The organism is Paenibacillus sp. J53TS2 (assembly GCF_018403305.1).
Taxonomy (GTDB): domain Bacteria; phylum Bacillota; class Bacilli; order Paenibacillales; family Paenibacillaceae; genus Fontibacillus; species Fontibacillus rhizolycopersici.
Window position 1 is genome coordinate 121,690 of the sequence record NZ_BOSK01000001.1, and the last position, 26,596, is coordinate 148,285.

Annotated in this window: 25 protein-coding genes, 1 pseudogene and 1 riboswitch; of the genes and pseudogenes, 8 read left to right on the top strand and 18 right to left on the bottom strand. The window is 54.0% G+C overall.

Annotated elements, in window-relative coordinates:
• Positions 1–135: 135 nt before the first annotated feature.
• Positions 136–333: riboswitch (cobalamin riboswitch) on the bottom strand.
• Between the two features lie 202 nt (positions 334–535).
• Genes KJS42_RS00590 through KJS42_RS00605 form a run of 4 tightly spaced genes read left to right on the top strand, consistent with a single transcriptional unit; the run spans position 536 to position 3,693 of the window.
• Positions 536–1,534 (top strand): multicopper oxidase domain-containing protein, encoded by a 999-nt coding sequence (locus KJS42_RS00590; protein WP_193415291.1) that lies wholly within the window; start codon positions 536–538, stop codon positions 1,532–1,534.
• A 44-nt stretch (positions 1,535–1,578) separates the two neighbouring features.
• Positions 1,579–2,112, top strand: a complete 534-nt coding sequence (locus KJS42_RS00595) for a DUF2249 domain-containing protein (RefSeq protein WP_213621686.1) — start codon at positions 1,579–1,581, stop codon at positions 2,110–2,112.
• Between the two features lie 13 nt (positions 2,113–2,125).
• Positions 2,126–3,367, top strand: a complete 1,242-nt coding sequence (locus KJS42_RS00600) for a heme-copper oxidase family protein (RefSeq protein ID WP_193415289.1) — start codon at positions 2,126–2,128, stop codon at positions 3,365–3,367.
• A 26-nt stretch (positions 3,368–3,393) separates the two neighbouring features.
• Positions 3,394–3,693 carry a metal-sulfur cluster assembly factor gene (locus tag KJS42_RS00605; RefSeq protein WP_155608557.1) on the top strand — a complete coding sequence of 100 codons (300 nt, stop codon included), beginning with the start codon at positions 3,394–3,396 and terminating at the stop codon, positions 3,691–3,693.
• A 77-nt stretch (positions 3,694–3,770) separates the two neighbouring features.
• Here KJS42_RS00605 and KJS42_RS00610 read toward each other — a convergent pair whose 3' ends face one another.
• From KJS42_RS00610 to hrpB, 7 genes are all read right to left on the bottom strand, one after another.
• A complete protein-coding gene (locus tag KJS42_RS00610) occupies positions 3,771–4,154 on the bottom strand; it encodes a cupredoxin domain-containing protein (RefSeq protein ID WP_193415287.1) in 384 nt (127 codons plus the stop codon).
• Positions 4,155–4,264: 110 nt separating this feature from the next.
• Positions 4,265–4,912: a response regulator gene (locus KJS42_RS00615; protein ID WP_193415398.1), complete on the bottom strand. Its 648-nt coding sequence runs from the start codon at positions 4,910–4,912 to the stop codon at positions 4,265–4,267.
• Positions 4,887–5,744: a sensor histidine kinase gene (locus tag KJS42_RS00620; RefSeq protein ID WP_213621687.1), complete on the bottom strand. Its 858-nt coding sequence runs from the start codon at positions 5,742–5,744 to the stop codon at positions 4,887–4,889. Before KJS42_RS00620 ends, KJS42_RS00615 begins: the two co-directional genes overlap by 26 nt.
• A 167-nt stretch (positions 5,745–5,911) precedes the next feature.
• Complete coding sequence (gene nagE / locus KJS42_RS00625) at positions 5,912–7,378, bottom strand: N-acetylglucosamine-specific PTS transporter subunit IIBC (RefSeq protein WP_213621688.1); 1,467 nt, start codon at positions 7,376–7,378, stop codon at positions 5,912–5,914.
• A gap of 32 nt (positions 7,379–7,410) precedes the next feature.
• Positions 7,411–7,908: a PTS sugar transporter subunit IIA gene (locus KJS42_RS00630; protein WP_155608561.1), complete on the bottom strand. Its 498-nt coding sequence runs from the start codon at positions 7,906–7,908 to the stop codon at positions 7,411–7,413.
• 320 nt (positions 7,909–8,228) lie between these two features.
• The gene (locus KJS42_RS00635; protein ID WP_213621689.1) at positions 8,229–10,319 is read right to left on the bottom strand and encodes a glycosyl hydrolase family 18 protein; all 2,091 of its coding nucleotides are present in this window, start codon (positions 10,317–10,319) and stop codon (positions 8,229–8,231) included.
• A gap of 491 nt (positions 10,320–10,810) precedes the next feature.
• Positions 10,811–13,546, bottom strand: coding sequence for an ATP-dependent helicase HrpB (gene hrpB, locus KJS42_RS00640; RefSeq protein WP_244868342.1), 2,736 nt, complete (start codon positions 13,544–13,546; stop codon positions 10,811–10,813).
• A gap of 37 nt (positions 13,547–13,583) precedes the next feature.
• Here hrpB and KJS42_RS00645 point away from each other — a divergent pair, with 37 nt between their 5' ends.
• Complete coding sequence (locus KJS42_RS00645; RefSeq protein ID WP_213621690.1) at positions 13,584–14,933, top strand: hemolysin family protein; 1,350 nt, start codon at positions 13,584–13,586, stop codon at positions 14,931–14,933.
• Positions 14,934–15,179: 246 nt separating this feature from the next.
• A complete protein-coding gene (gluQRS, locus tag KJS42_RS00650; protein ID WP_193415281.1) occupies positions 15,180–16,154 on the top strand; it encodes a tRNA glutamyl-Q(34) synthetase GluQRS in 975 nt (324 codons plus the stop codon).
• 34 nt (positions 16,155–16,188) lie between these two features.
• On the opposite strand, the gene KJS42_RS00655 is transcribed toward gluQRS, so the two are convergent.
• The 7 genes and pseudogenes from KJS42_RS00655 to KJS42_RS00680 form a co-directional block, all read right to left on the bottom strand.
• Positions 16,189–16,560 carry a DnaJ family domain-containing protein gene (locus tag KJS42_RS00655; RefSeq protein ID WP_213622088.1) on the bottom strand — a complete coding sequence of 124 codons (372 nt, stop codon included), beginning with the start codon at positions 16,558–16,560 and terminating at the stop codon, positions 16,189–16,191.
• A gap of 8 nt (positions 16,561–16,568) precedes the next feature.
• Positions 16,569–16,691, bottom strand: a pseudogene (locus KJS42_RS23050) (class I SAM-dependent methyltransferase); the annotation flags it as partial.
• 214 nt (positions 16,692–16,905) lie between these two features.
• Complete coding sequence (locus KJS42_RS00660) at positions 16,906–17,715, bottom strand: SDR family oxidoreductase (RefSeq protein WP_155608831.1); 810 nt, start codon at positions 17,713–17,715, stop codon at positions 16,906–16,908.
• 101 nt (positions 17,716–17,816) lie between these two features.
• Positions 17,817–18,452, bottom strand: coding sequence for an ABC-2 transporter permease (locus KJS42_RS00665; RefSeq protein WP_213621691.1), 636 nt, complete (start codon positions 18,450–18,452; stop codon positions 17,817–17,819).
• Positions 18,445–19,311 (bottom strand): ABC transporter ATP-binding protein, encoded by an 867-nt coding sequence (locus KJS42_RS00670; RefSeq protein ID WP_213621692.1) that lies wholly within the window; start codon positions 19,309–19,311, stop codon positions 18,445–18,447. Before KJS42_RS00670 ends, KJS42_RS00665 begins: the two co-directional genes overlap by 8 nt.
• A complete protein-coding gene (locus KJS42_RS00675; protein ID WP_155608828.1) occupies positions 19,308–19,697 on the bottom strand; it encodes a GntR family transcriptional regulator in 390 nt (129 codons plus the stop codon). Before KJS42_RS00675 ends, KJS42_RS00670 begins: the two co-directional genes overlap by 4 nt.
• Before the next feature lie 152 nt (positions 19,698–19,849).
• Positions 19,850–20,674 (bottom strand): hypothetical protein, encoded by an 825-nt coding sequence (locus tag KJS42_RS00680; RefSeq protein WP_213621693.1) that lies wholly within the window; start codon positions 20,672–20,674, stop codon positions 19,850–19,852.
• 325 nt (positions 20,675–20,999) lie between these two features.
• On the opposite strand from KJS42_RS00680, the gene KJS42_RS00685 reads away from it, so the two are divergent.
• Positions 21,000–21,239 (top strand): hypothetical protein, encoded by a 240-nt coding sequence (locus tag KJS42_RS00685; protein ID WP_155608826.1) that lies wholly within the window; start codon positions 21,000–21,002, stop codon positions 21,237–21,239.
• Positions 21,240–21,322: 83 nt separating this feature from the next.
• Here KJS42_RS00685 and KJS42_RS00690 read toward each other — a convergent pair whose 3' ends face one another.
• Positions 21,323–22,537 (bottom strand): MFS transporter, encoded by a 1,215-nt coding sequence (locus KJS42_RS00690; protein ID WP_193415277.1) that lies wholly within the window; start codon positions 22,535–22,537, stop codon positions 21,323–21,325.
• A gap of 221 nt (positions 22,538–22,758) precedes the next feature.
• On the opposite strand from KJS42_RS00690, the gene KJS42_RS00695 reads away from it, so the two are divergent.
• Positions 22,759–23,538, top strand: a complete 780-nt coding sequence (locus tag KJS42_RS00695; RefSeq protein WP_193415276.1) for an alpha/beta hydrolase — start codon at positions 22,759–22,761, stop codon at positions 23,536–23,538.
• A 72-nt stretch (positions 23,539–23,610) separates the two neighbouring features.
• Here KJS42_RS00695 and rsgA read toward each other — a convergent pair whose 3' ends face one another.
• The 3 genes from rsgA to KJS42_RS00710 all read right to left on the bottom strand — a co-directional run bounded on the left by rsgA (position 23,611) and on the right by KJS42_RS00710 (position 26,380).
• Positions 23,611–24,705, bottom strand: coding sequence for a ribosome small subunit-dependent GTPase A (gene rsgA, locus KJS42_RS00700; protein ID WP_213621694.1), 1,095 nt, complete (start codon positions 24,703–24,705; stop codon positions 23,611–23,613).
• 398 nt (positions 24,706–25,103) lie between these two features.
• Positions 25,104–25,814, bottom strand: coding sequence for an HAD family hydrolase (locus KJS42_RS00705; RefSeq protein WP_213621695.1), 711 nt, complete (start codon positions 25,812–25,814; stop codon positions 25,104–25,106).
• A gap of 98 nt (positions 25,815–25,912) precedes the next feature.
• A complete protein-coding gene (locus KJS42_RS00710; RefSeq protein ID WP_155608823.1) occupies positions 25,913–26,380 on the bottom strand; it encodes a DUF3939 domain-containing protein in 468 nt (155 codons plus the stop codon).
• Between the last annotated feature and the right edge of the window lie 216 nt (positions 26,381–26,596).

Sequence of the window (26,596 nt, forward strand, 5' to 3'; positions counted from 1 at the left end):
TCATCGTTTGGCTTGATGACACCCATAGTTTGCAACACAAAAAAGGTCCCCGATAGCAACATAGGCTAAAGAGGACCTTCGATCATTTGTTCGATGGCTTGCATCTTTAACACCTCCCTATCTCCCGTAGGTACAGCAGTGCCGTTGAAATAGGCAGGTCTCCTGGCTTCGGCATCATCGCCGGATGCGGCCTTCCCGGTGACTTGATCACCAGTGGCATTCGATGCATCCGACTCCTCCGTTACAGTGGCGGGACCGCGCCGGCATTGCACCGGACTTCCCTTTTAAGCTCCGGCCAAGCAAGGCCGGAACACCTATTTCCGCGATATTCGGTTGGAATATACCTCCCATCTTACTTGATGTCCCAGGCGAATACAATACCAAACACATCGGAATTTAAATATTTATGACAACATTTTCGACAACTTTCAAGTGATTAATATCACAATTCGACTCCCAAACCCATCGTACGATGAAACTAATCAAACAAGAATGCCATGGGCTTACACATAAACGACAGAAAGAGGAATGACTCATGAAATCTCGGAACATTCTGAAGTGGTCCTTACTAGGTTTGTCCGGTCTGGTCATGATCGCAGCCGCCTGGTTTGCGTTCCCTTCAGAGGAGCCTCCAGTCCGTGAAGCAGCTCCTCATGAGGAAGCGCCGCATATCAATCATCCGCCAGTCGAGCCGGTCGTCCATCGCGAGGGGAATACCGTACACATCGAGATGACCGCTCAACGAACCGACATTGAGATCTCGGAAGGCGTCACCTATAATGCCTGGACGTTTAACGGCACGGCACCTGGCCCGGTATTGCGCGTAAAGCAAGGCGATCAACTGGAATTTACGCTCAACAATTTAGACCCTGATATGCCGCATTCGATGGATTTTCACGCCGTCCATGCCGCTCCCAGCCAGAAGTTCGTCGAGGTGATGCCCGACGAGCAAGGAACGTTTACCTATCCTGCCGATACACCCGGCGTGTTCATGTACCATTGCGGAGTAAGTCCAGTGCTGCTTCACGTAGCCAACGGAATGTATGGGATGATCATCGTCGAACCGAAGGACGGTTACCCTACGGATGCGGATATCGATCAGGAATATACGATCGTCCAAAGCGAATGGTACGCGGAGAACGATATGGATGCTTTCCAACAAGGCGATCCGGAATATGTCGTATTTAACGGCGATGACCACACGCTAAAAGAACATCCCTTCCTCGCCAAGATTGGCGATAAGGTTCGGCTTTACGTTGTGAATGTGGGCCCCAACCATGTATCTTCCTTCCATGTGGTCGGCACCACCTTTGATCACGTCTATCTGGATGGTAACCCAAAGAACGAGCTGTACGGCATGCAAACCGTGTTGCTTCCGGCGGGTGGAGGTGCAGTTGTCGAGTTTACCGTCACAGAAGAAGGCGATTATCCGATTTTAACCCATCAACTGAACGACGCTTATTTGGGGGCTACCGCTATCCTGCGGGTGACTCGAGATGGCAAGGATAATGGAGCACCGGCGATGAGCCATTAAGAAACGATAACCCGATTGCAATCTGATGAAAGAGGTGAAGCTCAATGGAACGACAAGATGCCAAAATCGTTGAATTGGACGTCCGGGAGCAGCTCAAGAGTAAAATGGAGCCGTTCCAGATGATCATGGACACCGTAAAAACGCTGGGGAAAGACGATATCTTCGTATTGCACGCCACCTTCAAACCCACGCCATTGCTTGGCTTTCTGAAGATGAAGGGGCTCGTCGGCCAATCGGTCATGCACGACAAGGAACATTGGATAACAACGTTTGTCCATAAGAAAAATAAATCCTGGTTGGAGACCGTCGATGAGGCTAAGGTAGCCTCAAAGGCGCAGAACGCGTCGGTCGAACGCTCCTCCAACCTCATTGAACTTGACAACCGCGGACTCGAACCTCCGCAGCCGATGGTGCGAACGCTAGCCGCCTTGGATCGCTGCAAACCGGGCGACGAGTTGCACATTCATAATGATCGGGTACCGGTATTTTTGATCGAAGAATTAAAAGGCTTGGGCTGTACCTACACGGTAGAAGAACAACCGGACGGAACCGCTAAAGTCCAAATCCGCAAACCTTAAGGAGGTGAACCTGATGCCGGCCATGTCCCGCTTGCCCTTTCTATTTATCGTTACGGGGATCTTCGGATTCGTCCTGTTTCACGCCACTTCTTTCATGTCTCTCACGGGCTGGCTCGGTGATGACATTCGAGGCCCGGCCGGCTGGTTCCAGGTCCATCTGTTCGTACTGGGATGGGCGACCATGCTGGCCATGGGGGCTGTCTATCAATTGATTAATGTGATCCTGCAGTCCAACTTATACAGCGAGCGTCTTGGGTATATTCATTACGCGCTGTTTTCCGTAGGGCTGTTCGGACTGCTGTTTGGCTTCATTCAAGGCGATACGTATTGGATCGGCGGTTTTGCGACCGTTGCGTTCTCGGGCATCGTCCTGTTCGTCTGGAACATGGCCGCTACGCTGCGGCGAGCCGGAACGTGGAACGCGATCACGATCAGTACGGCTTGCGCGGTCCTGTATCTGCTGCTCACGGGTTTATCCGGTATGGCGATGGGGATTAACTTCGCTACCGGTCTTTATAACAACTTGCACGAAAATCTGTTTGGCACTCACATCTGGCTGGGCACTTTGGGCTGGTTCGGGCTTTTGATTACCGGATTCAGCTATAAGTTATTACCGATGTTTTATTTGTCCCATGATTATCCGACCCGCCTAGAGTACGTCGTCCTAGGTTTCTGGAACGCGGGCGTCTTGCTGGGAGCGACCTCTTTCCTGTTCGGATTGCCGACAGGCTACAAAGTCGCTGCGCTGCTGTTAATCGTCTTGGCCGTATTAAGCTTTAACGTCCATCTGCTGCAAATTCGCAGCAAACGGCATAAGCGCAGCCCCGGCGCAGGCATTGAGTGGACGGTAACGGGGAGCCAAATCTTTGCGATTTTTGCTGTAGTGTTTGCAATACGGGCGCTCGTATCCCCCGATCACTTGCTGGACAGCCGTACCGTGCTTACGGTCGGTTGGGTTTATCTCGGTTGCTGGGTTTCGTTCACCGTACTTGGATACATGTCCAAGATCGTGCCGTTCCTGTGGTGGACCCACAAATACGGTAAACAAGCCGGCCGCCCGGGAACGCCGCTGTTGGCCGATCTGCTTGATGAGCGGAAAGCGAATCTGGGCTTGACCTTGATCCTATGCGCCAATTTAACGGTTCTCGTCGGCCTGGTCCTCGGGTCGCAGGTTGTCATCGCCGCCGGTGGTGCCGTGCTGTCGATGGTTTCGGTGGCGTACATCGCATTGATTGCGCTAGTTTTTGCTCATTAATGACAATATAAACGGAGGTACTATCCATGAGTAGAATTGATCAAATCCGCGAAAGTCTACGTGAAGTTTATGATCCCGAGTTGGGAGTCAATATCGTTGATCTTGGGCTGGTTTACGATATTCGGGAAGAAGAAGACCAGGTATACATCCAAATGACCTTAACAACGCCAGGTTGCCCGATGCATGATACGATCGTCGGTGGCGTTCGCTGGGTGCTCAGCGATCAGCTCGGAATCCAGAATCCGGAGGTCGATATCGTGTGGGAACCGCGCTGGTCACCGGAACACATGTCGGAGGCGGCGAAGGAGCAGTTGGGGTATTTTTGAGGACGGACTAAGCTCATGACCTTATCCTCTAATCAAAAAAAGCTGGCGGCCTCATCTTGTGATGAGCCGTCAGCTTATTATTTTACAATCAAGGTACCTTTCATTTCCTTATGATTCTTACCGCAGGAGATGTTGCAGGAATACTCGAAGGTCCCGGCTTGATCCGCCGTGAAGGTCATCGTCTTGCCACCCCGAACTTCCTTGTTGTATCCTTTGATTTTTAGCGAATGCATCCCCTGTGTATTTTCCAGCGTAATCCGCACGGTATCGCCCTGCTTGACCTTGATTTCGGTTGTGTCGTATCCCGATGGGCTGGCATGGACGGTAAACGACTTCACCGGTCCTTTCGCTTCCGTCGCCGGCTCCGAACCGCCGATGTAGCGCCCCGGGGCGTCGGTGCACGCCGATAGCAGAAGCATTCCGCCTAGCAAGCAAACCGCAGCCTTCAGACGATGGTTCATCCGCTTCTCCCCCTTCTTTAACTAGGAACTAATCCTAGTTTAGAACGGATAGCAATCACACCTTGTGATTTCCATCACAACAACCTCGCCTGGCATATCCGTACAGAATATCAGCTTCGACGATCGATCCATCCCTGCTCCAGAGCATATCGCGTCAATTGAACCCGATTCTCCAAATGCAGCTTCTGCAGGATGTTTTTCAGATGGTTTTTGACGGTCTGGTCCGAAATGTGCAGGACCCCAGCGATCTCCCGATTGGTCATGCCTTGGGCTACCCAACCGAGGATTTCCCGTTCGCGGGATGTTAACGGAGGTTGTTCGCCGCTTTCCTTCTTGGTCACCGGAAACTCCTGCAAAATACGCAAGGCCAGCTCACTGGACAAAGGCGCTTCATCGCTGGCTATAGCTCTTAAATACTCCAGCCACGTCCCGGGCTCCAGATTTTTGAGCAGATACCCCTGAGCCCCCTGCTTCAGCGCTTCAAACAGATGAGCGGCGTCATCCGACACCGTGATCAGGACGATCTTCACGTAAGGGTAGCGCAGCTTGATCTCACGGGTTGCCTCTAAACCGTCTTTTCCAGGCATACGGATATCCATTAGGATCAAATCAGGCATCCAACGCTCCGTTTGGGCCATCGCCTCATCTCCATTTTCCGCATAAGCCACAATTTCGAACGTTTCATCCTCGGCCAAGATCTCCCCAATGGCTTCACGCGCATGAGGGTGATCGTCAACGACCAGTACCCGGACCTTCATCACAACCGTCTCCTCCTCGTATTTCGATCGTTGTTCTTCCCGGCCGGGAATCGACAAGCAATTCCCAACCCATCTCGTTCGCCCGCTCCCGCATAATTCGCAGACCGTAGCGGCCATTCTGAGCATCTTCCGGCGTAAAACCACATCCATGATCGATGATTTTCATGACGAAGTTGTGTTGATCTCCCAATGACGTGATCTCGATATCTTGCACCCTCGCATGCTTCGCTGCATTGACAACCGCTTCTCGCACACAGGATAACAACTCCATCTTCGCTTTCGGCAGCCAATGGGTTTCCTCTAGATGCCAATCCAAACGCAAAGTGAGCTGCTGCTCGGCGGCGATCCGGCGGACGAGCGACGACATTGAAGTTTCATCTGTTTCGCCTTCCTTCACGTTCGACGGAATTCGAAGGTCAGATATGGCTTCGCGCACATAACGATTCACTTCATGAATCGTTTTGCGCAGTTCATTCCAGTCGTAAGCTCCGTTTGACGCCGGCTGCCGGCGTTCAGCCCGGTCCACTTTCACAGAGAGCAAAAACAACGATTGCGCAATGCCGTCATGAAGCTCCCGTGCCAGTTGTTCCCGCTGTTCCAGCCGAACCTTCAGCGCCCTTTCCCGCTGCAGTTCCTCCTGCATGCGTTCCAGGTAAGCAAACCAGCGGTACAACAAGGTAATGCTCACTGCGAATAAAAGGATCGGCGTTAACACATTACCCAGCTCCATTGACACATAAGGCATGAGAAACTGGTGACGCACCACCTCCCATACCCCGACAACCAACGTCGGAACGATCAAAATCAGCCATTTCGTGAATTTGTAAGACATCAAAGAATCTCCTTTAACCCGTCTTCCATCGACTTAACTTTACATAAGTCGAGGCCCGGCTGACAAGGTTTAGACAGAATTTTGAATCCTTTCTCCCGTTTGAACCGTAAAATAAAAAAGCAAGGCGGAAGTGCGATTCCGCCCTGCTTTGTATAACGTGCGTTGCCTTACAGCAATTTTTTGATGTCATCCTTGATCGCTTCGGATTGTGGTCCGAACACGACTTGGACTGCGCCTTTGCCGAGTCTCATGACACCCGATGCGCCCAGCTGTTTCAAAGCGGCATCGTTGACCTGTTTATCGTCCTTGACGACGAGGCGAAGGCGGGTAATGCACGCATCCACGGACTCAATGTTATCCGGTCCGCCAATGTTGGCCAGGATTTTGGCCGAACGGTTGTCGCTGCTTACCTTACCTGTTCCGGCAGGGGATTCCTCGACCACTTCGGCAATGTCTTCTGCGTCTTCACGACCTGGCGTTTTCAAATTAAACTTGACGATCATAAAGCGGAAAATCACATAGTAAACGACTGCCGTAACTAGACCAATCGGAATGAGCAGCAACGGCTTGGTCGAGATTTGATAGTTGATCGCATAATCGATGAAACCGGCAGAGAAACCGAAGCCCAGTTTCATGCCGACCGCGTAAGTAACATAAGCCGCGATCCCCGACAGAACAGCGTGAACGGCATAGAGCAGCGGAGCAACGAACATAAAGGCAAACTCCAACGGCTCCGTGATCCCTGTCAGGAAAGAAGCCAATGCGGCCCCCAAGAAAATGGAGCTAACCATTTTGCGTTTTTCCGGTTTAGCCGTATGAATAATCGCAAAGGCAGCGGCCGGAAGACCAAACATCATGATCGGGAAGAAGCCGGTCATGAACATACCCGCCGTTTTGTCGCCGGCGAAGAACCGGTACAAGTCGCCGTGAATGACGTCGCCAGCGGCATTGGTAAAGTCTCCGATTTGGAACCAAACGATCGAGTTGATGATGTGGTGAAGACCAAACGGAATCAGCAAGCGGTTGGCAACGATATGAATAGCCGAACCGAAGCCGCCCAAGCTGGTTACCCAATCTCCGAAGATATCCAGGGCGGTTTGAACCGGGCCCCAAATCAAGCCGAAAATCAACCCGACAACAACCATCGTTATCGCGGTAACCATGGGAACAAAACGTTTGCCGCCGAAGAACCCTAACCAATCCGGCAGCTTGATATTATGGTACCGTTTGTAAAGATAGGCCGAAATGCAACCTACGATAATCCCGCCAAGAACGCCCATGTCCAATTTGGTATCGGCGGATTGCATGAGTCCTGGGAAAATGCCGGGTACTCTACCAAGCACGTTCAGCAAAATCAGATGACCGATAACAGCGGACAAAGCGGCTACCGCGTCTCCGGCCAAACCGATCGCTACGCCGACAGCAAAGATGAGCGGAAGATTGTCGAAGATCGTTCCCCCGCCTGCTGCCAGGAACGGAGCGATATACGTGTTGAGAAATCCCCCTACCCCATCCCCCAGGTGAAAATCCTTGATGTAGTCGATGCTGCCGAACCTGAGCAGAATCGCCGCCGCAGGCAGTGTTGCAACCGGCAGCATCAATGACTTACCGATTTTCTGGAGAAAAGCTAGCATGCACAAACCATCCTTTCCTTACTACCTAAATTTTATTGTAAAACCGCCTTCAAAATGACGTTTCCGCCTGCCGTCACAGGACCGGTGAGGGTTTCCACGCTGTTCGTCACTTCTCCGGCGTTTGTTACTATAATTGGGGAAATCAATGGATACCCCGCCTCACGAATGCTCGCGAGATCGAATTCGATCAGCAGCTGACCCGTTTTCACCTTGTCTCCCACGGCGACATGGGCGGTAAAGCCCTCGCCTTTGAGCGACACCGTATTAATGCCGAGATGGAACAGAAACTGCAAGCCAGACGGATGCTCCATCATCACGGCATGGTTGCTCTTGATGACATGAACGATTTTGCCGTCAAACGGAGCCACCAGCCGTCCTTCGGTGGGCTCGACGGCCAACCCCGGCCCCATATGTCCTCCGGCAAATGCCTCGTCTGGCACTTGCGTGAGCGCCACGGCCTCTCCCGTTAGCGGCGATAAGATCTCTAATACTTGATTCTCGGTGCTTTTCTTTCTCCATTTGGAAAACAAGTGACTCTCCTCCTATCTGACTTCCTATATTCTGGCAACTTTACGGGAACTCTATGCCTGTTCTCGAGTGACCAGGAGAAACGGGCGCAAAAAAATAAGAGCCAAGAAAAGAAGCCTATATAAAGTAGGACTGCTTTCCTTGGCTCATGCCCATTCTAGATCAACGGTAACACGCCAAAAGTCATTTGGTTTTCGGTTATGTGACTATAATAATTCAAGCTCTCCTTAGCGTCAATAGAAAAATTGAAAGCGTTCACGCAATGTCAGATATTCGAAATTTTAACTATCAAATCTCTCCCTTTCTCGTCCTGCTCAAGGCTTCATTGTGCCTGGAACAAAGCCGGCACCTTATCCGGTTCCCAGCCCGGCAGCGAAGTGTGGGCTTGTATCACTTTATAGGTTACGCCGTTATACGTCACGAGTTGATTGACGGTGTATGCGGTATAAGGCGCCCACGTCGCCGGACCCGTACCTGTCGAATCCGTCGTTGCGGTCACTGCGCTGCTCGCCGGAGAGCTGTTGCCGGCCGCGTCTTTCGCCTTCACGGTAAATGTGTAGGAAGTCGAAGGCGCGAGGCTCGTGAGGGTAGCCGACGTCCCAGTCACCGTCGTGGCCAATTGATTGCCATTATACACCTCATATCCGGCCACACCGACGTTATCGGACGAAGCGCTCCAGCTCAGACTCACGCTGGACGAAGTTTTGGCCGTTACCGTAACATTGCCCGGAGCAGTCGGTGCCGTCGTGTCGCCCGGGTTCGTTCCCGGATCGGTCGTTACCGAGAGCGGAGCGCTGGCCTGTGAGACATTGCCCGCCGCATCTCGTGCAACAACCGTAAAGCTATACGCCGTAGCAGGTGCTAAGCCGTTGATCGTTACCGTCGTCCCCGATACGCTGGCGGCTTGCGTTCCGTTCCGGTAGACATTGTACCCAACAACGCCCACGTTATCAGAAGACGGCTGCCAGGTTAACGTCACAGAACTGGACGTTTTGGAGGATGCCGTAACAGAAGTCGGCGCAGTCGGAGCTATCGTATCCACCGGCGGTGTCACGCCTCCACCCAAGTCGTTTCTCAGCTTAGTTTGCAGCGTTTTGTTACGGTCCCCGCTCAGTTCCCAGAACATCGCGCCGGCGAGGCCGCGATCCTTGATATAATCGGTTTTGAAGCCGACCGATTGCGGATCATCATAGGAGATAAAACGCCGGTTGGACGGATTATACAGGTAAGGCACCTTGGCCGTATCGTTCCAATAACGGGTATACCCGTTTTTATTAATGTAGTTCGCTTCTAAATCGTAGAAATCAAACGAGCCGGCTTCCCAGGTTCCGATGGATGAAGCCCCGCTGGCGCTTTGGTATTGTCCGTTACCCGCGTTGTTTACCCCATCCCAACCGCGACCGTAGAACGGAATGCCAAGCACCAATTTATTCGCAGGCACGCCTGCGTTCAAGTGACCTTGTACCGCCGTGTCGGCATTAAATACCGAAGCGCTTGGGACGCCTGCGTTACCTGCCGCCGGATCGTTGTACAACGGTGCATTGTGAGCAGTAATCTGTTGCCAGCCGCCGTTGAAATCATAGGTCATAATATTGATCCAATCGACGATGGAGGCGATATTGCCTAGCTCCGTATTGCTGACGAAGGAAGGGGAAGCCCCGGAAGCGATCGTCAGCAAATATCTCTTGCCATCGGCAGCCCCGGCCACATCCAGCTTGTTCCGGATTTCCCGCAGCAGCTTCGTATAGTTTTGCTTATCCTCCGAGCGATAACTATTGCCAGGCAACCCGCCGGATACCGGGTATTCCCAGTCCAAATCGATGCCGTCAAAATTGAACTTGCGCAGGAAGTCGACGGCGGAATTGGCGAACGTCTCGCGCGTCACCTGGCTGGCGGCCACATCGCTGAAGCGGTTCGACCAGGTCCACCCGCCCACCGAGATGATCGTCTTCAGGTGTGGATTCGCCTGCTTCAGCTTGTTCAGCTGATGGATATTCCCGGCGATAGGCTGATCCCAGGTGTCGCCGGGAAATTGCTTGCCGGCATCGATCCAGGGATCACCTAGCACGATCGTGCCATTAGGCACGTTGATGGTTTGTCCTTTCTCGTCTTGAGTCGGCCAGGTTACCGGATTCGGCCCGGCGGGGTCGGGATTGCCATGGCGGCCGTCCCAAGCGATGTCTGCGAAAGCATAATTGATGTGGGTGATCTTGGAGGCATCGATATCAAAGACATTAAAATTGCGGGCATAAGCGCCCCAAGATGGATAATAGGCAACGATTTTGTAGGGGTCGGCCGCCTGAGCGGCCTTCGACTGGAGCAGGCCGCCTGGGAGCAGCAGTGATAAGGCGAGACAGGTCATGGTAAACAACTTCCACTTCTTGGCGAAACTTCGGGTTCTCATTAAATGCATCACTAAAATCCCTCTCTTTCAATCGAAGTTGGAATGGAATAAAGCTAGCAACACCCTTCCTCTTGATTTACCCATTGGATTACGCCTGCCGCGGCCAATCACCTCCTAAAAGTCCCCGCATCTCTACATATCCGTAAGTTTCCAAAGAGAATGTCCCGGCGCCAATCGAAACTCTTCGAAACGCTTACAAATCTATTAAATCATAATAGAATTGGTGTATAAAGGGTAAATTTCTATTATTTGATCGCATTCACGCATCACAAAAAAACGCAGCGATCCGAGAAGATCGCTGCGTTTACGGCGTGTGATGACACACGGTTAGGTCAATGTATTCGATTTTTCAAATAGAAATCTAGCTTCCGTCAGCTTCCCCCACGTATTTGTATGAAAATTCATATATCATTCGCTAAATCGGCTGATTTGAACAAAATATACTCGATTTTTCGCATACAAATCCTATTTCTTAACCAGCGGTTCACATCCACTCTAGCTTAACGTTGTCCGTCCGGACGAACCCTTCGGGTCGCAGTCGCCTGGAGCGGGTCATCCGGCCAGTAATGCTTAGGGTAACGGCCCTTCAGATCTTTTTTCACTTCGAAGTACGTGTTTTGCCAAAAACTTCGCAGATCCGAAGTCACCTGAACGGGTCGGCTAGCCGGTGATAACAAGTGAAGCGTAATGGGAACCCGCTCGAACCCGATCCGCGGAGTTTCCATCATGCCGAATACTTCCTGTAGACGGACAGCGGCATAAGGAGCCTGAGGCCCATCGTAATGAATCTGAATTTTGGAACCGCTGGGGACATGTAAATGTGTCGGCGCTTCCGCATTCAGTTCTTGTTGTTGAGACCAGCTTAACAGGTTCTCCAAAATATTGTATAGAGACAGCGCCTGCAGGTCCGCCCGCTTGCGGACGCCGGACAAATACGGCGCCAGCCACGTCTCGGCGGTTGTTCCCAACGTCTCGTCGGAGACGTCCGGCCACTCGTTGTTAAGGCGATACAAGAACATGAGGCGCTCCTGCAGCTTCCGAGCCTTCTCCGTCCACTGCAGAATGGCGACGCCTTTGGCGGCGACCGCATCGAGCAATGCTCCCGTGATCTGATCGGGGCTAGGTGCTGGGTCTGGCTGCTCCCTTAGTACGATCGCGCCGAACGTCCGACGGATTCGAGCACGTACCGTACCGGAGACGTCATCCCATTCTGCACTTCGTTCCTCGGCGATTTCCGCCGCGTGATGGCGGTAGAGGTCCTCCTCTTCCAGCGGCGCCGCAAGCAAGATCCGGCCTTCCGCTCCCTCGTCGTCAACCTCGGCAATCGCCAAGAACGCCGCCGAGCCCAGCGAATCCTTGACGAGCAGTTGAGCGCCCCGCCCGTTTCGCAGCAAATACCGCCCGTCTGGACGACGGCTAGCGATCCGATCCGGATAAGCGAAGGAAACAAGCAAGCCGCAGCTGCGGTCAAGGTCCGTTTGAACGGACGATCCGGTCGTGCGGATGGCCGGAGTTATGGCCGGGGCGGCGAGGCCGGCGGTAACAGAGGCGCCGGCCGCTTCTTCGCCGTCCGGCGGCTCGTAATCAGGGTCGTCCGCGGCCTCCGGGACGACCGCTCCGCCGAGCTCGGCGGACGTATCGGGCGAGCCGGACGATGCATAGCCGTCCGGCTCAGCAAACGCGAGCCGCTCCAGCTCGGCGAGCCGCTGCTCCCACTGGCGGGCGAGCGCGGCGACGCGCCGCAGCTCGTCCGGCCCGGCCGCGCGCCCGGACGCGGCCTGCACCAGCGCCAGCCGGCCGCGCAGATCCGCGTCGCGGCCGGCCGGCCCGCGCAGCAGGTCGCGCTCTTCGAGCAGCGCGGCCAGCGCGCAAGCCGGCGCGCCGAGCCCCAGCTCGCGCGCCCGCAGAAGCATATGCGCCAGGCGCGGGTGCAGCCCGAGCGCGGCCATGCGGCGGCCGTGGGCGGTGATGCGCCCGGCCGCATCCAGCGCGTCCAGCTGGCGCAGCAGCTGGACGGCGCGCGCGTACGGCGCCGGCGGTGGCGCGTCGAGCCACGCCAGCTCGTCCGGCGCGGCGGCGCCCCACGCCGCCAGCTCCAGCGCGAGCGGCGCGAGGTCCGCCTCGAGCATCTCCGGCGGCGTCCGCGCCGCCAGCAGGCGGTCCTCCGCCTCGCTCCAGAGGCGGTAGCACACGCCGGGCGCCGTTCGCCCGGCACGCCCCCGCCGCTGGTCGGCGGAGTCGCGGGCCGCGCGCGCCGTCACGAGCCGGCTCATGCCGGTGCGCGGCGAGAACAACGACGTGCGGCGGAGACCGCTGTCGATCACCACCGTCACGCCGTCCACCGTCAGGCTCGACTCGGCGATCGACGTCGCCAGCACGACTTTGCGCCACCCCGCCGGCGCGGGTTCGATCGCCCTCCGCTGCTCCGCTTGCGGCAGCGCGCCGTACAGCGGCGCCAGCATGACGTCGGCGGGTAACCCGCCGCCCGCCAGCAGCGACTCGGCGCGGCGGATCTCCCGCGCGCCTGGCAGAAACACCAGCACGCTGCCGTCATGCGCCGTTAAGGACCGGCGAACGGCCCGGTCCACCGTACGTTCCAGCGACTCCTTAGGTGTGCCCGGCGCATACACCGTCTCCACCGGGAACATCCGCCCCCGGCTTTGCACGACCGGCGCGCCATCCAGCAAGTCCGCGATCGGCCCGGGGTCTAGCGTCGCCGACATGACCAGCAGCCGTAAATCGTCGCGTAGCAACTGGCGGCTTTGCCAGGCCAATGCCAGTCCGAGATCGGCATGCAAGCTGCGCTCATGAAATTCGTCAAAAATAATCAAACCGGTTCCGATCAACGCCGGATCTTGCTGCAGCAGCCGTGTCAATATCCCTTCAGTCACGACCGTAATCCGCGTTTTCGCCGATACCCGGCTGTCTCCCCGCATCCGGTAGCCGACCGTCTCACCAACGGCTTCACCAAGCTGGGATGCCATATATACAGCAGCGGCCCGAGCTGCTAACCGACGCGGTTCCAGCAGCAGGATCCGCTGTCCTTCCATCCAAGGTTCGCTTAGCAGCGACAGCGGCACCCGCGTCGTCTTGCCCGCACCGGGCTCTGCCAGCAGTACGGCAGTTCCCGAACGGCCAAGCGCCGTTTTTAGTTCAGGTATAACTTCATCAATAGGCAAAGGAAGCTTTGTCATGATTCTCTCCTTACGGGTTACACTATGAAAACATTTTACCATATGGAGCAAGGTCTTAAAGGACTGGAGGGCAAACATCATGTTCAAGCTACTCGTCTTTTTTCTACTGATTGCCTTAACCGCATTGTTCGTCATCATGGAGGCTTCCCTGCGTGCACTGCGCCCACGAACCATCGAGGCTTGGGAACGGGAAGGACGTCGCGGTGCGGCAGCACTCCGGGCCTTGTCGGAACGAATCGATCATGCATTGTCGACCTGCCAACTGGCGATCACAGCCAACTCGTTGACACTGGGATGGCTTGGCCAACCAGCTGTCCGCAGCGTGCTGTCGCCTTCGTTTGCCTACCTTCCGTTATCCGCCACAGTGGAAACTTTCTTCTCCTTTCTGATTGCCTTCGTGTTGATCACCTACTTGCATGTCGTGCTTGGCGGATTGGTCCCTCAGGTGCTGGCCGCCCAGCGCGGAGAAGCCATCCTCTTGACCGCAGCCTGGCCGCTGTTAGGGCTGAGTACCCTGCTGTCCCCCTTCCTCTGGCTGCTCAATCGTTCCTCCCGCCGTATCGTTTCGCTTCTTGGCCTAAAACCCGCAGCGGAATGGAGCGACGCGCATAGTGAAGAGGAACTGCGGATACTGCTGAGCGAAAGCCTGGAAAGCGGTCAAATCAACAAGAATGAGTACAGCTTCATGAACCGGATCTTCACCTTCGACGAGCTGCTCGCCAAAGACATCATGGTCCCGAGAACCGACATGGTCTGTTTGGATGCGACCAAGTCCCGCGAGGAAAATTTGCGAATCATTCGCCAAGAACAATATACGAGATTCCCTGTTATCCGCCAAAATAAAGACAATATTATCGGCGTCATCAATACGAAAGCGTTATTTCTAGCCCCTAACAATCAGGCGGGGGCTCCTTTGGCTTCGTTGGTCCGGCCGGTGATGACCGTCTCGGAGAACATTCCCCTCCCTGCTTTGCTGACTAAGATGCAAAAGGAACGTACGCATATAGCCGTACTGATCGACGAATACGGCGGAACAAGCGGAATGGTTACGATTGAGGACATTCTGGAGGAAATCGTCGGCGACATTCGGGATGAATTCGATGCGGAGGAAGAGCAGGAAATTACGGAGGTTGCAGCGAATCACCTCATCGTTGACGGCAAAGTTTCGGTTTCGTTAATCAACGATTGGCTGGACGCCGAGTTGGAGGAAGAGGATGCGGATACGATCGGAGGCTGGATCTATGGCCAGAACCTTGATATTGAAGTAGGAACGCAGCTGGTCTATGGGGACTTGCAGTTTACAGTATTGGAACGCGAAGACAGCCGAATCCGCAAAATCGACATCGAGAAGCTGGAGCCTCCCGCCCCCGGCAGCTCCTTCAAACCGGAGAGCAGCGGCGAACCCCGCGAGCCCGAAGCACGCTTGTAAAGTACCTCCCGCCATGGACCATTAGAAGCAATCGGACGAATGTATGCGAAAAATCGAATAGAATCCAACGTGATCGGCGATTTCTTCGAAATGAATATGATATTTCATATCCATTTGCGCAATTAGAGCTCGTAAGAGTAGAATCTATATGAAAAACCGAATAGACTTCGGAATTTTTAACGTCAGTTCCATTTTATAAGCGAAAAATCGAATTCAATCTAGGATAAACCAAGGAAGTGAAGCAACATGAAACGCGGTCGTTTTGCACCTACGCCTTCCGGCGACATGCATTTAGGAAATGCCAAGATTGCGCTGTTATCCTGGCTGCAAATGCGTGCGGCAGGAGGGGTCTTCGTGCTGCGCATTGAAGATATCGACACGCAGCGCTCCAAGCCAGAGATCACGGAACGGATCCTCACCGATCTTCGCTGGCTGGGACTGGATTGGGATGAAGGTCCGGGCGCTTCAGAAATTTCCGGACCGTACTATCAAAGCCAGCGAACCGAGCTCTATGAGGAAGCACTCGGGAAGCTTGACGCGGACGGACGGCTGTACCCGTGCTTTTGCAGCCGGGCCGAGCTGCTGGCCGTGGCCGGTGCGCCGCACGGCTTATCCTCGGAAGGTGCGCCCTATCCCGGCACCTGCCGTAGCTTAAGCGCGGAAGAACGGGAACGTCGGGCGCAGCACAAAGAGCCGTCGCTTCGCTTCGCGATCGACCCTGCGGCCGTCAGCTTCGTCGACGGCATCGCCGGGCCGCAGGTCTTCCCGCCGGGAAGCGGCGGTGATTTTGTGGTGCGGCGAGCCGATCACCTGTACTCTTATCAGCTGGCGGTGACCGTTGACGATGCTCGGATGGGCATCACCGATGTCCTGCGCGGCGACGATCTGCTGGATTCGACTCCGCGTCAGCTTCACCTCTATGCTGCGTTAGGGCTCACGCCGCCGACGTTCGCCCACGCCCCGCTCATTCTCGGCGAGGACGGACGGCGGCTGGCCAAACGTCACGGCGATCTGGGGATCTCCGCGCTCCGTGCCGCCGGCACAAAGCCGGAAACGGTTATCGGCTGGCTCGCCTACATCAGCGGCTTACTTGACCAACCGGAAGACGTATCCGCCAAGGACCTGATTCCCGACTTCCACTTGGACCGAATATCGCGGGAACCGTTTGTGTTGACCGAAACGATGATACGACAACTGCTTCCCGGTACCTCCCTGTCGTAAGCTGCCCGCCCCAAGCCCCAGCACCATGTACCTCCTACTCCAGCTTCCGGCGGATCGCCTCTCCATACTGCCGGAACGCCGGATTCGTCAGCAGACCGCGCTCGTCAGCCAGCAGGTTTAACCGCAGACGTTGCTCCGACAGTTGCTTCTTCAAGGCCTGCTTCTCCGGCCCCTCCTCACAGGCGGCCAGCAGGTCGGCGAGCCGGACCATCTCCTGCTGCAGCTGGATTTCTTCGGGGACATACCCAGCATTTTTCATCAACTTATAAGCCATCCTGAGGTCCTCCGGAACTCCGGACAAATCTTCAACTTTCAGCGGCTTCCCCTTCCCGGGTAAATCGTCGAACTCCCCGCGCGCCATCGCTTCCGCAATTTTTTGTTCCGCCAACCATGACAGCAAGCCAATTCCTCCCCTCAGGGCTTTTCAGCAGAAATCATTAAAAACATGGGTCTTCGCAATTCATCCACCATTTCAGGAGTGTTTCTCAACATTTCTTCGGAAGGAATGGGTTCATTCACCGCTCTAATCCTGAAACCAGTTTGCCCCTTCCCCACCTTATTTGTTTTGCTTCATCATCCAGCCCCCTTACATGGTTCATAATCGAGTATCGTTGTACGTGCGCGTCCACGTCAAGAACGCCCGAGAAGGTCATTTCCTGACAGTCTCGGGCTAAGGCATCCAAACTCGGTCGGTCTTTGCTCCCGCACACATACTAGAGCGGCGGCATGACCACAGCAATGCGGTTATCCTCTATAACAGCGACTCTGCCCCATCAATCACGATCCGTGCGCCGGTGATGTGGATCGCTTCATCGGAACCCAGAAAAGCGACGAGATCCGCGACATGTTCCGGTTGGCCCGGTCCGTCCGCCAGGGGCTGCGACCCCTCCGGATATTTAACCGGGATAACAATTTCCTGCAGCTCCTTGCTCTTCTCCGTCGAAGCGTCAATGTTGGTGGAAATGGCGCCTGGGCTGATGGCATTCACGCGAATTTTGAATTGGGCCAGCTCCAGAGCCAACATTTTGGCAAAAGCCACCTGCCCCGCTTTGGTTGTACTGTAAGCCGACATGCCAAAGCCGGAAAATGTATCATTCCCGTTGATGGAGCTGGTAATGATGATGCTTCCGCCGCCCCGTTGCTTTAAATAGGGGACGGTATATTTTACGGTTAAGAACGTGCCCGTCAGATTGATGCTTAGCGTCTTCTCCCAATCCTCGAAGCTTAAATCTTCGACCGGTGCCAGCTTGCCGTTGATGCCCGCATTAGCGAATACGACATCGATGCCGCCGAAGTGCTCGGCCGCTTCGCGAACCGCCTGCTCAACCCGATGCGGGTCTGCCACATCGACGTCATACGCTTGGGCCGCCCCTTCGCGGATGGCATTGATTTCACGTGCCGCCTGCTCCGTGCGCTCATCCAGCAGATCGAACAACGCCACCTGCGCCCCTTCGCTGGCCAACTTCACCGCCGCCGCCTTACCAATGCCGGAACCGGCTCCGGTGATGATCGCCGTTTTCCCCCGGAACCGTTCGCGATTCGTCGTCTGATTGCTTGTCATGGCTTCACACTCCTGAGATGAAAATGGGTTCTTGGGCGATAATCTTCCTGCCTTTATCCAGATTACCCATTTCGGGGTGTTTTTAAGTCAACCCGACGCGATTACAAATCCCGACGGGCAAAAATCATGCGGGAGATAAGATAAGAAACTACGAGGGCCAGAATCCCCACGCTAGCCCCGAGAAGACCTGTTGCAACGGGATGGGTGGAGATGGAAGCCGACAATTGCAAGCTATCTTCGTCGCTCAACAAGTTCGACGAGAGTTGGCTACCGATCATCACCACGATGATCATCGCCACATTCAAATATTGCGCACCTTTCAAACCCAGCCAATAGTAGATCGGGATATAAATCGCCATAAACACGATTTGCGCCAAGAAGATCCCAAGCATTTGACCGAAGTTGAAAGTTGCCGGCTGGCCATGAACCACGTTCGCCCCGGTGTTTAACAGAATGCAGAACACAAAAGCGATCAGCATTAAAACAAAGGCGGAAACGTATTTGGATAAAACGAGATAACTCCGGCGTACGGGTAAATTGACTAGAAATTGCTGATTGGGAAGACGCATATCTGCATTCAGCGCCAGAATCAGCACCATCCCCGGCAGCATGCCGTACAAAGGCGAGCCATCCGACTGCACGAACCCGGAGAACACCACCATATAAATGATTAGAAGCCAGAGATACCGCTGCAACAGCAGGAAGTCCTTACGAACAAGATGAATGAGGTTAGGCATTCACTTCCCCCCCTTTTGCCGTAAAATACATAATCTCTTCCAGCGTGGGACGCTCGAACAATGCATGAGTCCCAAACAGGGCATGAGCCCGCTCCTGGTCTTTGGCCAGCGCCTCGAAACCTACTGCCGTTTCCCTTACGCCGATCAATTCCCGTTTTACATCGGTATCCAGGAGTTCGCTGCTCCCCTTAACGATCACGTAGCGTTCCAGTACCTCGTCTTTGCTGTCGGAGAACACCAATTCGCCGCGGTTCAGGAACGTCACGTAATCCGCTACACGATCCAGGTCGGTCGTGAGATGGGTCGAGAACAGAATCGTATTGTTTTCGTCCAAAATATAATCCGCCAACAGATCGAGGAGCTCTCGGCGAAATACGGGGTCCAATCCGGCCGTCGGCTCGTCCATGATCAGCAGCGTCGGATGGTGCGCCAGTGCCAATGCAATGGCAAACTTCATTTTCATCCCTTTGGAGCAATCCTTGATTTTTTTGCGTTTCGGCAGTTCAAACAGCTCCATGTACTTCGTAAACAATGCCTCATCCCAGCGTTCGTAAAAGGGTGCGACGATCCGCTTCATCTGCTCCATTGTCAGATATTCGTAATAAATATTCTCATCGGAGATGTATCCGATCTGTTGCTTGTAACTGCCTTCGTTCCCCGTAATGGGGTGACCAAGAACGTTGATTCGCCCTTCTTCCAGCAACACCATCCCCATGATTGCCTTAATCACCGTGCTTTTCCCCGCTCCGTTAGGCCCAATCAGCCCGGTAATGTACCCTTGCGGTATGGAGAAACTTAATCCCGACAACGCAAAGTTCCCGTAATGCTTGACGAGCCCTTCCACCTCAACTGCATTCATCCTTTAGCGCCTCCTCCTACTTGATCCAATAGTTTGATCCACTCGATCAGTTCATCCGTTGACATCGGAAGGCTTTTGGATTCTTCCAGAACTTCCCGAAGCTTGCTTTCCAGCGCTCTGAGTCGTTGCTCCCGGATAAATTCTTGATTTCCGCCGGAAACGAATGACCCTTTACCGACGACCGAATCGATTAAGCCTTCCTGCTCCAAATCGTTGTAGGCTCGCTTCGTTGTAATGACGCTGATCTGCAAATCCTTAGCCAACTGCCGAATGGAAGGTAACGCTGTCCCCGGCGCCAGCTTACCTTGCAGGATCGCATCGCGAATTTGCGTAACGATCTGCAGATAGATCGGTTCACCCGAGGAATGGGAAAGCAAAATATCCATGCTTCACCTTCTTGACTGGTTATTTTGTTAACAGTGTATATAAACAATATATACATTATTAACACTAAAATCAATTCCTGTTCATAAAAAAACAGCTGTCACTAACAGACAGCTGTCTCGCCTTCGATCTCTATATCATTCGGGTGATCCCTTCATTCAGCTTCGATCGCCTGATGGAACCATTTCAATAGAATCTCCTGAAATTGCTGACGGGGTGTTGGTGTCGCAATCATCCAATCTTCCTCATCCTTGGCGCTATATCGAATCAGCCAGTTCATATGCGTATTGTTCATAAACTGCATCTGCTGCAATTCCCAACACTCTCCGCTGTATGCATAGAACCGGATCTCGCCTTGGGCTAACGGGGTCTTTATACATTTCGCCAAGGCTATACTTCCTTCCACATCGCCCGTCATGTCCGCCAAGAGGGCGGCAAGCTGATTTCGATCCAGCTCTCCAGTCTGGTTCATCACCGTATCAAACTGCTTCTTGGACATCATCAATGCGGGAAGCTCGCCCGGCGTCCGTGAATTCCATTTCATCCGGCCGGCCAACGCGCCGCTAAGCGGCTTCCCCCCGTTTGTCCGTTCGATCGATAAACCGCATGCCTCTTCAGCCAATCTTTCCAACCGGATCACCTGATCGCCAGCGATATGTAGATATTCTTCATAGCTCCGTTTCCCGCATGTGTAGGACAGGCGGCAAGCTTTGCCTGAGGCGGATGCCACGACCAAATCGTCCAGGACGTGCTGCGGTAAGCTTAACCGATCTCCTTGCGTCGATTCCGCCATATAACCCTTACTTCTCAGCGTCTCTCTTACGTCTCCGGTATCCGGGTCGGGCGTCTCCCGCAAAAAGACATGAAAGGGATGGTTCGGATCCAACCATCGGTTTATACCCAGCCGCTCTGCCAAGTACAACCATTCGCTAGCTTGAAGCACCACTTTTTTCTTGCGGGGAGAATCCGTAATCAACATCCGTCCACCTCCTTCAAATTGGGTCTTGCTTACGCAGTTCGACGCAGTAATCATACCACTATTCGATTTCCCGATGCTCGGAAATTTTTGCCAATCTATTACATTGTACCCATGAAAATAGGAGGTGAAGCATAATTTTCATAGAACATGAAACTTTTTGATTCGAATGTCCGTATTAGTTGTATCGGGCGTTCAAACCACGACTTCTGTCCTGAATTGCCTGTTGTCATCAAACATTTATCTAAACATAATGTTTTCTTAATCTTTTTTTAAGATTTATATTCTACAATGTGTACTATGAAACCACTGTATAGAGGTGATTCTTATGAAAATCTTGATCAACTTCCAAAACAACCTGGTACCGGTTTACTTCAATGTCGATAGCAAGCAGCCTGTGCAGCGTACTTTGAAACTACTGACGAGCGCGCTCGAGTACAAATATTATAATGGCAAGCAAGCGTTGCAGAAGTGCCTAAACTCCCTCATCAGCATTGAAATCGAGGGTTCAGAAGCCATCTTGCACAGCAAGAGCGAGTTTGACTCTCTTGCGCTATCTCTCTATTAATCTAGCGGCAAATCCATAGCAAAGGCTCCGTGCTTCAGCTTATCGCTGAATCGCACGGAGCCTTTTTTTCATTTCGTCGATCCTCATGAGTTGGACAATTTCCGTTCCTTCGAGCGGCCGCTTCCAAACAGCGACTTCCATCGGAGGGTCGCCGCCGTGATCGCCAGCAGCAAACCGTTCAATACGAACACAATCGGGATGGAGATCCATCCTCCCAGCGCCCCGCCGGCAATGGGCCCAACCATATTCCCGAGTTGGCTGGCCGATTGGTTCAGGCTGAAGGCGCGCCCGCGAAATTCCGGTTTCGTCGCCTGTACGATTAAGGCGTTTAGCGCCGGGAACACGGCGGCAAAGAACAAGCCGTAAACAAAGCGTAACACCCCGAAGCCGACGAGAGAGTGAAAGAAATGCTGCAAAATATTGCCGACTCCGCCGCCGATCAAGCCGATCATCAGCGTATTGCGGTAGCCGATCCGCTCCCCGATCTTGCCCCAGAGTGGAGCAGCGATTACTGTGGAGATTCCCACCGCCGAGAAGATGATGCCTGAGCTAAACGACGCGTTGGAAGCTGAAGCTCCTAGGTCTAGCACGTACAAAGAAAGCAGCGGCTCGAGTACCATCACCGAAGCGGTTACGATGAGGACGACGAACAGCTTCCCCATCAGCGGACGATTGGCCGATGCTTCCTTGAGATCGTCCAGCACATGCGAACGCTCGCGGTTGCGGTCAAAGTTCTGCTCCTTCACGAAGATCAGGGCAATCAACGCCGAGATCAACACAACGCAGCCCGACGCCAAAAACGACTCTCGATAACCGATAAACTTGCTGAGCGAACCGCCGACCAGCGGCCCGATAATGCCTCCTGCCGCCCCGGCCGTCGACATGATTCCAAGCGAATAGCCTACATGCTTCTCCGGCGTATTCGTTGCTACCAGTGCGATGGCGGAAGGCACATATCCAGCCAATAGACCGGATAAAATGCGAACGGCAATCAGCTGATAAGGATCTTTGACGAAGAAGTAAAGGAGGTAAACCGCACTTAAGGCAAACCCGGAACGGAGCAACATCGGCTTCCGGCCATACTTGTCCGATAGGGACCCCCAATACGGAGAGATCAAAGCGCCGGCCAAAAATGTAATGCCGAACGCGACCCCCGACCAAAGGGTTAGATGCTCGGTTACCCCAAGATCGTGCGCGATAAACAAGGACATGAATGGAATGACCATAGAATACGCGGTGCTGCAAAAAAATACGCCAAGCCACAGCACGTACAGATTTCTTTTCCAGGGGAAATTCACTTGATCCACCCCCAGCGTTGTCACTTTCTAGCCCTGGAACAACCCGTTATGTATATTTTAGCACGATTTCTTGTCAAGCGTTTCGGATGATTTCTGATTTCAAGGTTTCCGCGGTATAATGGACAGTGTAAATATAGGATTATCCATACCGATTGATCGCTTTGGTAAACGCTTACTTTGCGTGTGCCTGAGGCGGCATGGTGAAAAGGAGCATGAGCGTTATGGCACTGTTTCAATGTCGTTTTTTCTCGGAAGTGTTAGGCCTCAGTACCTCGATGACCGTCATTTTGCCCGAACCCGCACAATCGCAAATCGGGATGTCCGCTCCCGGAGTGGCCGGGCCTTACCCAACCCTCTATCTGCTGCACGGGATGTCGGACGACGATTCCATCTGGTTGCGTCGCACCTCCATCGAGCGTTACGTTTCGGGTTTAGGGCTGGCTGTCGTTATGCCTCAGGTCGATCTGAGCTTCTATTCGGATATGGCCTACGGCAACCGCTACTGGACATTCGTCAGCGAGGAGCTGCCGCGATTGTGCCGGTCGTTCTTCCCGTTGTCTGAGCGGCGTGAGGATACGTTTGTCGCCGGTCTCTCAATGGGCGGTTACGGCGCCTTCAAGTTGGCGCTGCGCAAGCCGGAGACGTTTGCCGCCGCGGCCAGCTTGTCGGGCGCGCTCGACATCGCGAACAGCCAGCATGGGTTGTCGCCGCTGTTCCAGCGCATTTTCGGCGAGTCTGGGCCGCAGGGGACAGATAACGATCTGCTGACGCTGTTGGACCCGCTCGCTCAAGACTTACAGAACGGCAAGCTGGTTCCCCGGTTGTATCAGTGCTGCGGCACGGAGGATTTCCTGTACGAAGATAACCAGACGTTCCGCGAAGCTTGCACCCGTGCCGGCCTGCCGCTGACCTACGAGGAAGGCCCAGGCTCCCACGAGTGGGGCTATTGGGACGCGAAAATCCAGGACGTGCTGAAATGGTTGCCGATTCAACCGAAGTAAGATAAAAAAATAGCCGGTCGGGAATTATCCCTGACTGGCTATTTTTGTTTGTTCCTGACCTTGCGGGTTGGCCTACTCCCAGTCGCTAGCGTATCGTCTCCGTTGCTCGCCTTTGCCGCGCGTCTCCTGTCGGCCAGCTTTGCTTGATGTTGCGGCTCGCACGGAGCGTTGACGGGATTGCTCCTTTTCCGCCTGAAACTTCAGCTCCCGCTGCGTTTTCAGATAGTTCTCAAACCGTTTGCGCTCAAGCTGTCCGCTTTGCAGGGCCTCCCTGACCGCACAGCCGGCTTCTCGTTGGTGACGACAATCCCCGAAACGGCATTGCTTCGCCAGCTCCTCGATGTCGCCAAACGCCTCGGACCACCCGCCTTCGTCGTCCCACAGCTGCAGCTCCCGCATCCCCGGCGTATCAATCATGACCGCGCCTTGCGGAAGCACAAACAGCTCGCGATGTGTCGTCGTATGCCGTCCCCGGCTGTCGTCCTCACGTATAGCCTGAGTTTTCTGCACTTCCTCCCCTGCCATCCAGTTTAGAATGGTCGACTTTCCGGCCCCAGATGATCCGGTAAGCGCGACCGTAACTCCGGGTTTCAGCAAAACGTCTACTTGCTCCCTGCCTAGGTCCTCCAAAGCGCTGACCGCAATAACGGGAACGCCGGGCGCAATCGATTCCGTCTCGGCGACGTAACGCTCCGGATCATCGCATAAATCGGCTTTGCTCAGCACGATGACCGGTGATGCCCCGCTGTTCCAGGCCATGATCAAATAACGCTCTAATCGGCGAAGATTAAAATCCATGTTCAGCGCGGCGACGAGAAACAGCAGGTCAACATTGGCCGCTACGACTTGTTCCGTCGGCACCGACCCGGCTGCCCGACGGGAGATTCGGCTGCTTCGTGGAAGCAAGCCGTGTATGACTGCATCTCCGTCCGATTCGCTAAGAAAGCGCAATACGACCCAATCCCCTACTGCCGGGAACTCACTGCGTTCGCCCAGCTCGTATTGCAGACGACCGCTCATTTCCGCCCAGCCCTCTCCTCGCTCCGATGCGATCCGATACTTATGGCCGTGATCGGCGATGATCCGCCCGGGCCAGACTAGCTCTATCCCCAGTCCGCGAAAAGCATTCTCCCGCTCCGCGTTCCATCCTAGTTCTTGTAAATTCAATTCCTTTTCCTCCTTGGGCTGCTTGCCTCAAATCAATAATGAATGACCTACCGACGTTCCGTCTTCTCGTCTCCTTGGCGGTCCCATGGCTCGCTGCTGCGGCACCTCGCATGCAGCCATATAAAAAAGCCGCGGGGACCCATCGTCCCGCGGCTTCAGTTCAAGGCCCACCGTCACCCTAAGGGGACGGCGGACATAAAAAAGCCGCGGGACGTGATAACGGTCCCGCGGCTTCGCGCTGCTTGCATTCGAATAGACTTCCGCTATTCGATCGGATGCAGCGCCTTATTTTCCCGCCAAGGAGACCGTATTTACGCGCACTTCAAGTACCTTCACCATAAATAACAGCCTCCTTCATAAGAATTTGTACACATCATATAGGATGACGGCGGACTTTGTCAATCCTTTCCTGTCCCGCACGGCTCCTGTTCGTATTGTTCCAGCAGCGCTGGGATTTCATTCAGCTCCGAAATCGTCCGCCAAGGCTTGCCGCCTTCGAGCGTCTCGTCCCAATCGTGCTTGCGCCGCAGCCAAATGCCACGGATCCCCGCCTGCGCTGCTCCCCAGATATCGTTGCGGGGATGGTCGCCAACGATCACCGTCTCCCCTGGCAAGGACCCCAACCGCTCCAGGGCCAGCTCATAAATCCGCCGATCCGGCTTACGGATCTCCACGTCCCCGGACACCACGATCGCATCGAAAAACCGGCGAAGGTGAAGCAGATCGATTTTTGCATGCTGCAAATGACTGTACCCGTTCGTGATGATTCCAAGCCGAAGTCCCTTCGCTCGGCAAGCCTGCAGGGTATGCTCCGTATGGTCCATCGCTTTGGCATGGGTCATATAATGGCGGTCGTAATAGGCCTTCAGCTCCTCTATCGTGGTCTCCTTACGCCAAGGAAGCCAATCGATCAGCTCCTGAAAAAAGCCCTCCTTCGGCCTATATCCATCTTTATCTCGCTCAATCATTTCCGCAACCAGCTCTTCCCGGCGTGTCTCGTCCATCGGTACCAGGCATTCTCGCACGAGTTGCAGCGCGAAGCTGCGAAAGGTGTAATCGCGATCCATCAACGTATTATCCAGGTCAAACAAAACGGCTTTTAGCTGCAATCCACTTTCCCCACTTTCCCCAGTTGTCTCTCTCTATTGTAAAACAGCCTGTCAAACAAAAAGCGCACCCCCGGCTCCCCGGGAATGCGCTTCAACGGTTATATCACCTGTTTCGGACGATGGGTCAACATCATTTCCTGATCAGTTACATACAGCGGGAAGGGAGGCAGCTCTTTCAAGTAATGCTCCCGCAACAGCAGTCGGCAATCAACTTCCAACTGGCGCGATTCGTCCAGCACCGGAAGCTTGCCTTGATCCTCAACATAGTTGTCCACGGCGGCTTGCACCAGATCCAGATAATACGGGATCTCGCGTTCTTCTTCCGCAAATATTTCATAGGTTTCTCTCGACAAGAAAAAGCGTTGATCCGTAATTCCGCCCAAATAACGCGACAGGCGTTTCATATCCAGACTTCCGTCCGGCAGCAACAGCGATAACCGGTTTATGCCGTCAGGCATATCGGCTTCATAACGAAGCACAGCGCGTCGAACTTCGTCCAGCTTAACCTTTATGGCTTCAGGGACCAAGACACGGGCAGGTTTGCGTTTTCTAAACCAGGACAGCATGTTCGGCACCTCCTAAACTTCCTTTAAATTTTAGGTAACCGCTTACACTATTAGTGTACTCTAAAAATGTGGGTTTGAACCTTCGAAATCCAAGATGTCATAGGATTGCCACATCATTCTCCCTTTGCCAAGGCCAGCGGATGGTTGGCAATTCCGAGGTATTTGCGGTAGGATGGAATTGTTTTGAAAAATCGTTTGAAATCTATGTAAATGAGG